At 37.6% G+C, this 6,468-nt stretch carries 6 protein-coding genes and 1 rRNA gene; 6 read left to right on the top strand and 1 reads right to left on the bottom strand.

Translation table 11 applies throughout. The features are described from left to right. From rrf to V6C11_RS03265, 5 genes are all read left to right on the top strand, one after another. Window positions 1-106, top strand: a 5S ribosomal RNA gene (gene rrf, locus V6C11_RS03285); the annotation flags it as partial. 410 nt (window positions 107-516) lie between these two features. Further along, on the top strand, window positions 517-1,185 hold the full coding sequence (locus tag V6C11_RS03280) for a Crp/Fnr family transcriptional regulator (RefSeq protein WP_333529654.1): 669 nt from the start codon (window positions 517-519) through the stop codon (window positions 1,183-1,185). Between the two features lie 284 nt (window positions 1,186-1,469). Beyond that, on the top strand, window positions 1,470-1,880 hold the full coding sequence (locus V6C11_RS03275) for a hypothetical protein (RefSeq protein WP_333529653.1): 411 nt from the start codon (window positions 1,470-1,472) through the stop codon (window positions 1,878-1,880). A gap of 28 nt (window positions 1,881-1,908) precedes the next feature. Next, a complete protein-coding gene (locus V6C11_RS03270) occupies window positions 1,909-2,847 on the top strand; it encodes a sulfite exporter TauE/SafE family protein (RefSeq protein ID WP_333529652.1) in 939 nt (312 codons plus the stop codon). 75 nt (window positions 2,848-2,922) lie between these two features. Then, on the top strand, window positions 2,923-3,735 hold the full coding sequence (locus V6C11_RS03265) for a DUF169 domain-containing protein (RefSeq protein ID WP_333529651.1): 813 nt from the start codon (window positions 2,923-2,925) through the stop codon (window positions 3,733-3,735). Window positions 3,736-3,928: 193 nt separating this feature from the next. Here the strand turns inward: V6C11_RS03265 and V6C11_RS03260 are convergent, their stop codons facing one another. After that, window positions 3,929-5,641: an IS1634 family transposase gene (locus V6C11_RS03260; RefSeq protein ID WP_333529650.1), complete on the bottom strand. Its 1,713-nt coding sequence runs from the start codon at window positions 5,639-5,641 to the stop codon at window positions 3,929-3,931. Window positions 5,642-5,850: 209 nt separating this feature from the next. On the opposite strand from V6C11_RS03260, the gene V6C11_RS03255 reads away from it, so the two are divergent. Then, window positions 5,851-6,363, top strand: coding sequence for a hypothetical protein (locus tag V6C11_RS03255; RefSeq protein WP_333529649.1), 513 nt, complete (start codon window positions 5,851-5,853; stop codon window positions 6,361-6,363). The last annotated feature ends 105 nt before the right edge of the window (window positions 6,364-6,468 follow it).

The raw sequence follows: 6,468 nt of genomic DNA, 5'->3' as shown, positions 1-6,468 counted from the left end.
TACCGGAGGGGGTACACCTGTTCCCATCCCGAACACAGCAGTTAAGCCCTTCAGGGCCGATGGTACTTGGAGCTCACGCTCCTGGGAGAGTAGGTCGTTGCCAGAGTATTTTTAAAACCCTACAGTTATTGCAACTGGAGGGTTTTGTTTTTGGTGCCGACTTCAAACCCCTTTGAATTAGTAAAAAACAGTCAAAACCTTTCCCATTTGCACGAGGGTAGTATCAAGGGGCTATAAGTCCCCCTGAGCAGGTCTTAAGCTGTTGAATGGACAAAGGGTGTATAAAAGGGTCTATATGTGGGTTTAAGGCTGTTTCGACTGTGTAATTGGAATTGGACAAAGGGAGGGGCAGTAATTACTATTATTTACTTTTGGGTAAAGTTTTTTTGTTAGGGAATATTAAATAAAAGTATATATTTCTAGTGAAATTTTTAATTAATCGTTAAATTCCTTGAACAAGTTAAAGATAAAGGATAAAATGATATTTGTCTGACATATGTGGGGAGGGAAGACACTATGGAGAACATCAATTATGAACCTTTGGCCCTTGAAGAGGAAGAAAAGAATTTGATTAGAGAATACGGCACCGTAATAAGTTATCCGAAGGGACAAATAATATTTGCTGCTGGAGATACCGCGGATCGTATTTATTTGATTGAAGAGGGCTTTGTTAAAATATATAGAATTACTGCAGATGGTCGTCGTGTTACTGTTGGTAGTATGAGAAGCCCTGGGGAGTTAATGGGGTTAGCTGAAACACTGTATCACGGCGAAAGGACATGTTTTGCAGGCGCTATAAATGATGCTACATTGGTGGTTGTAAGAAAGAATCGTTTTGAAGAATTGTTGGAGCAACACCCTGCCATAGCTATTAAGGTTGCTAAAACCTTAGGGGTTCGTATGAGGGAAGCGGAGGCAATAATACATGAAATGGTTTGCTGGCAAGTACCAGGAAGGTTAGCAATGCTTCTTTTAAAAATGTCGGAAAGAGCAGGTGTTGAAACAGAGATAGGTACAAAGATTGATTTAAGGCTTACCCATGAGGAAATTGCCTGTATGATTGGTACATCTAGACAAACGGTTACATCCCTGTTAAATACCTTTAAACAGGAAAAAAGCATTGTTATAGAAGGTAGAGAGATGTATATTGTAGATTCCGAAAAACTCAATAAATGGATTGTATAAAAAGGCTGGTAATTTGATTACCAGCCTTTTATTTATACCAATAAAACAGAAACATATGGAAAATAGGGAATAATGAAAAAGTTTAAAATACTGTCATACACATGTCAAAACATACGCAATATAACAGACAAAAATAAGGTAACTATAATGACATTGAAAGTGTCACAGATGCGACATGAAAAACAACGATAGTTTGATAAATTAATAACAAGCAAAGCGACATATACAGGGAGGGGAGGAATACAAAAGGATATACAACAAACTTCAAAGTGAGGCGGATTACCATGAAGCTACTTTCTCGTATGATCAATTTTTTCAAAGACCCGCATGGCAAAAAGATTCAGGGTTTAAAAAGCCATTATCAGGAGCTGGATGAGCTGTCTGATATAGCTGTGAAGATGGGAGACAGCTCAGCTTACAAATCCCTTCAGGCTGAAATGAGGGAAGTGTTTTTCGATTATCTAACGGCTTCAGTAGTTGATTCTATTTATCGTTTAGTACCACATATTTTATTGATTTGGTTAGTTAGCATATTTATACCAACAATAAAAATACCACTGATTAATTGGCAGGTCAATATTTTTGCATTATATTTCTTAGCTTACTTTACCTATTATATCGGTGGTTGGGTACTAAAATATGTGAAATCTTTTATTAATTCAAGAAAAAATCCTAATAGTGTTGTGCCGTCATAAAAATAGTTTAAAATGGAGGGAATAGTTTATGCATTTTCCAATGGCAGGTGTGGATGCAAGCCCAATTGCACTTATTCTCTGGGGAATTTTTGTAGGATACGTATTTACAACTGTAGGTGCTGCCGGCGGTATTCTAGCTGGTGTCGGTCATATGAGTATTTTTGGCTTAAAGAATGCGAACATGGTAAAGCCCATGAACCAAGTATTGACCCTGGTCAGCCCCATTGTAGGAACTCCTTTGTACCTACGTGAAAAACGTATTGTAGTTCCCACAGCCATTGTGCTGGGCCTCGGCGGTATTATCGGTGCATTAATCGGATCCTATTTTTCAGCTGACTTTTTAAAAGAAATGAAACATTTCCAACCCTACTTTGGTTTCTTTACTCTAGCAATTTCCCTGCGTTTGTTCTATGAATGCAGCCAGAAATTTGTAGACGGCCAGAAAAAAGTAAAACAAGCGAATAAGGCCTTTGCTGACAAGGTTAAAGAATTAAAAGCTGCTGGTAAAATTAATGAAATTAAACAAATCGGAGTTAACTTCCAACAAATCGGTATGCAAAACACCTTTACGTTTGCTGGCCAAGAGTTTAAGTACAATGCGCTGGTCCCTTTCTTCACAGGTATTGTTGTAGCAATCATATCTGCATCCCTTGGTGTAGGCGGCGGTTTCCTGTTAGTACCCTTTATGACTAGTGTAATGGGCTTCCCCATGTATATCGTAGCTGGCACCTCTGTATTATCCATTCTGGTTTCTTCTTCCACTAGTATTCTTAACTATCTCTCCATGGGTAGTAAGTTGGATTTTGCTTTCCTTGGTTTTGAATTAATCGGTGTTGCCATCGGTACTGTTATAGCAGCTCAGCTTTCTAAGTTCATTAACGCCCGTAAATTAAAATACTTCCTGTCCTTTATACTACTCTATGTTGGTCTAAAGTACCTATTAGTTGCATTCGGTATCAAAATCTAATTTTGGTTAATAAGTACTGGGGTTGCCCCATAAAGGCAACCCCCATAGAATAATTAAGTTTCGGAGGTTGTGCATATGTTACTAATCGATATTGGTGAATTAGCCGATAAAAAAGAATTAACTTATATGGATATGCATAAGGCGTTACAGGACCTTTATAAATTGGAATATAACCCCGTTGCCGTTAAACTGTTTTTTGATCGTGAGGAATATGACAAATTTGAGGCTGAAAAGGTCCCCGGTCCTAAAATGACTTATTGCCAGGTTGCCTTAGCCTCTCGTATGGATGATTTTATCACTAAATTTGATCAGGAAAAATTACTCTGTGGTAATGCGAAAACAGTTTTTGGTATGCGTGAAGCATCGGATGAAGAGGTTGATGGACATGTCAAGTATACCAATGACTGGGATTTAGCGAAGCAGTGTTTGAATGCCAAGCCGATGCTTCCCTTGGGGGAATTAAAAGGGATAGCAACTGCACCCCTTTACAAGGCGACCTTTGAGCCGGATGTTATTTTTATGATTACGAATGTATTTCAGGCCTATCACATCTTAAATGACTACATTGGAGCAACTAAAAAACCTTCCCTTAATTTCACCCATACTATTAACTCCGCAGTTTGTGGCGGAACAGTTGGCTGTTATCAGAAACAAACCATTGAAATGAAGACCATGTGTGCTGGCAGCTTTACCTCAGGAAAAACTGAAAAAGGTGAGGTTAATATTTTCATACCTGGTACCCATATTGCTGCTTTAGCCAAACAACTAATTGACAGAGTGGGTAAATACGGTGGATCTTCTATGGTTGGTCCCGGTGGTCAGCAATATCCTGGGGTGGATGCTTGTAAAAAGTGTCCGATGATCAAATTTAAGGATTACGAAAAATAGGTTTGTCTAATGATAACTGTAGTATTTGCTGCAGTTATTTTTTTGCCCCTAGATGAGTCTGGGAATGTTGACTTAATTTCTTATAAATTATTATAATCCCATCTTTGACAGTTGGAAAACATAAAAAAGCTTGAATCCCTGTATTTTCAAGGCGTTCAAGCTTTTTTGTATTTTTAACAAGTGAGTAATATTTTTACCTTTTGGTTGCATTTAAAAATTTTTTCATCTGTGTCTTTTTTGTAATCTCATAATCTGTTCGAAAACCAAAAGCTTCGTGAAGTGTATCAGTAAAATCAGTTCTAGTATAGCACGGTATATACCCCTCACCCTTAATCTCACAGAAATTCATCTCTCTCAATCCACGGATAACTTCACTGCATGTAAACTTATTTCCCAATTTCTTTTCCAGTAACCTGTAAATAACGAGTGACATAAAGCAGGTGGTAAAATGTGCCTTAATTCTATCTTCGCGGCTTAAATATACGGGGCGTGCTTTAAATTCGCTTTTCATGATCCGAAAGCATTCCTCAATCTCCCAGCGCCGCTGGTTAATCTGGATAATCTCTTGAGCACTGCCTTCAAGGTTTGTACAAACGGCATAAAACCCGTCAAAGGCCTCCTCAGCAAAGATGGTTTCGGTGTTTAATGCATATATCTCCTTGCCAGCTATTTCGCCATCAGGCGTAAAACTGGTTTTTTTGATAAAACGTTTATAGTCATTCTGATTGCTTTTTGAAATCTTAGTTGGATTTGTATTAAGTATCTTTTGAGCACGTTCAACTTGTGAAGTGCGAATTTGACGTTGATAATTTTTGTACTTGATGGAGTAAGTGACGATAAGTTTTTGTTCCAAGCCGTTTTCTTTAATCCAACGTTCCTTGAAGAAACATTTATCTTTATAAGCTTCCTCGTCAAGCTGAGCGATATCATAAGCTTTATCATGATCTGCAAGGTGCCAGCCCTTTGAATCGAGGGACCATTCCTTTAAATGCTTCTTTAATTTTTTAATCGATTGGGTTGTGATAAATGCGCGTTCACCTTCGTTATTGAACTTTCTGTTCTTTTCAGAAGCCAGACCGGCATCTGTACAGACCACAAATTTGGAAAGTTTGAAATCGGCAAGTATTTTTTCCTCTAAGGGCCTAAGCGTAATCTGCTCATTAGTGTTGCCACTATTTAGATTAAAAGCAAGGGGAATGCCGTCTCCATCCATGAACAGACCCATTTGGATGATAGGATTCGGTCGGTGTTCTTTAGAAGCACCGTACTGTTTAAGGCCGTCTTCTTGTTCAATTTCGAAAAAATAATTGGTACAGTCATAATAGAGAACCCCCGTATTTCTCTTTGAAATTTTAAGGCTGTTGCTATAAAGGGAAGACTGAATGAAATCCATCTCTTTAGAAATGACTTCAAGGGCTCTATAAACATGCTGCAATTCAAAGTCGGGTTGTTCAATGAACCTTGAGGAATGCTGGTAGGTAGCAAGTTTAGAAGAGGGGAAAAGTATACGTCCGTAAAGTAGTCGTGACAGTACATTGCTCAGATTAAAGGTAAACTTATATTTTTTCGTTATCTCAGCGGAAACCTTATGAAGGTTTAGCTCGTGATAGATTTTTTGAAGAAAAAGATAACCGCCATTGAATAAGTGTTGTTGATCTTTAGGGATTACTTTAGATGGGGAATATTTAACAGTGATTTCCCGCGATTGTTCTTTGTCCTTTTTATTAAGTTCCTCGATATATGATTTAGCCCATTCAATAGGGTCTTTCCCGTTTAATTTTTGTTGTAACTCAGCAAGTGTTCCTAATTTTTCAACAACCTTTGTGGAACGTTTCCCATTTTCATAAAAAGACTGTATGACATAAAGCGAGGTAGCGTTTTTAGATTTAGAGATACTAAGTCGCATGGAAAGAAACACCTCCAATTCCTTGTATTATAACACATTACGCAATATTACGCACTAGTTAGCAAGGGAAATTTGACATTTTTTCAATAAAAAAAGCCCTGTTTTCAAGGCTTGCAAGAATTTCTATATTTGAGTAAGTGTCAAAGACCCGAGTCTGGGAATGTTGACTTAATTTCTTATAAATTATTATAATAACCTATGGTGATTACATGATAGAGTGGCCTAAGATATACAAGTTGTTAGATGAAATTACACCCTTAAAACAAAACTGTGGCGAACTTTGCAACTCAGTGTGTTGTACTGAATGGGATAAGGGTGTAGGTATGTATCTCTTGCCCGGTGAAGAGTGTATGTTCACAGGCAAGGAGGAATGGATAGACTGGGAGGAACACAGTACACAGGAATATGAATTTTGTCCCAGTTGGTCTGGGAATATTAAATTCCTCCGTTGTAAAGGTTACTGTTTAAGAAAGCACAGACCTCTGGCATGTCGAGTTTTTCCACTCATGCCCTATCTAACGAGGGATGGAAAATTTACCTTGAAGTTTGATGTTGAACTAGGTAGTAGAATATGTCCCTTAGTCCAGAAAGATGATATCAATCTTTTAGAGCAGGAATTTGTAAGACGAGTTGAACAGGTTTATCTTATTTTACTAAAAGATAAGCTTATCCGTGATGATATTGAATGGCAGTCAAGAAGGATAGATTTAGAAACAAAATAAACGTTTTAATTTACTTTTTAATTTTTCTAGAAAAAATAAACAAAATTTCATAAAATTCATATTGCGAAACAATAATTATAGTGGTAAGATAACAAATGTCGCCGC

The sequence above is a fragment of the Desulfotomaculum sp. 1211_IL3151 genome (assembly GCF_036763075.1).
GTDB lineage: Bacteria > Bacillota > Desulfotomaculia > Desulfotomaculales > Desulfotomaculaceae > Desulfotomaculum.
Note: the sequence above shows the minus strand (reverse complement) of the source record. Positions and strands in the feature narration are given on the sequence as shown.

Excerpts from the sequence above, each read along its gene's own strand:
- V6C11_RS03275 (WP_333529653.1), top strand. The coding sequence starts at position 1,470 with ATGAAGCTACTTTCTCGTATGATCAATTTTTTCAAAGACCCGCATGGC.
- V6C11_RS03265 (WP_333529651.1), top strand. The coding sequence starts at position 2,923 with ATGTTACTAATCGATATTGGTGAATTAGCCGATAAAAAAGAATTAACT.
- V6C11_RS03255 (WP_333529649.1), top strand. The coding sequence starts at position 5,851 with ATGATAGAGTGGCCTAAGATATACAAGTTGTTAGATGAAATTACACCC.
- V6C11_RS03280 (WP_333529654.1), top strand. The coding sequence starts at position 517 with ATGGAGAACATCAATTATGAACCTTTGGCCCTTGAAGAGGAAGAAAAG.
- V6C11_RS03260 (WP_333529650.1), bottom strand. The coding sequence starts at position 5,641 with ATGCGACTTAGTATCTCTAAATCTAAAAACGCTACCTCGCTTTATGTC.
- V6C11_RS03270 (WP_333529652.1), top strand. The coding sequence starts at position 1,909 with ATGCATTTTCCAATGGCAGGTGTGGATGCAAGCCCAATTGCACTTATT.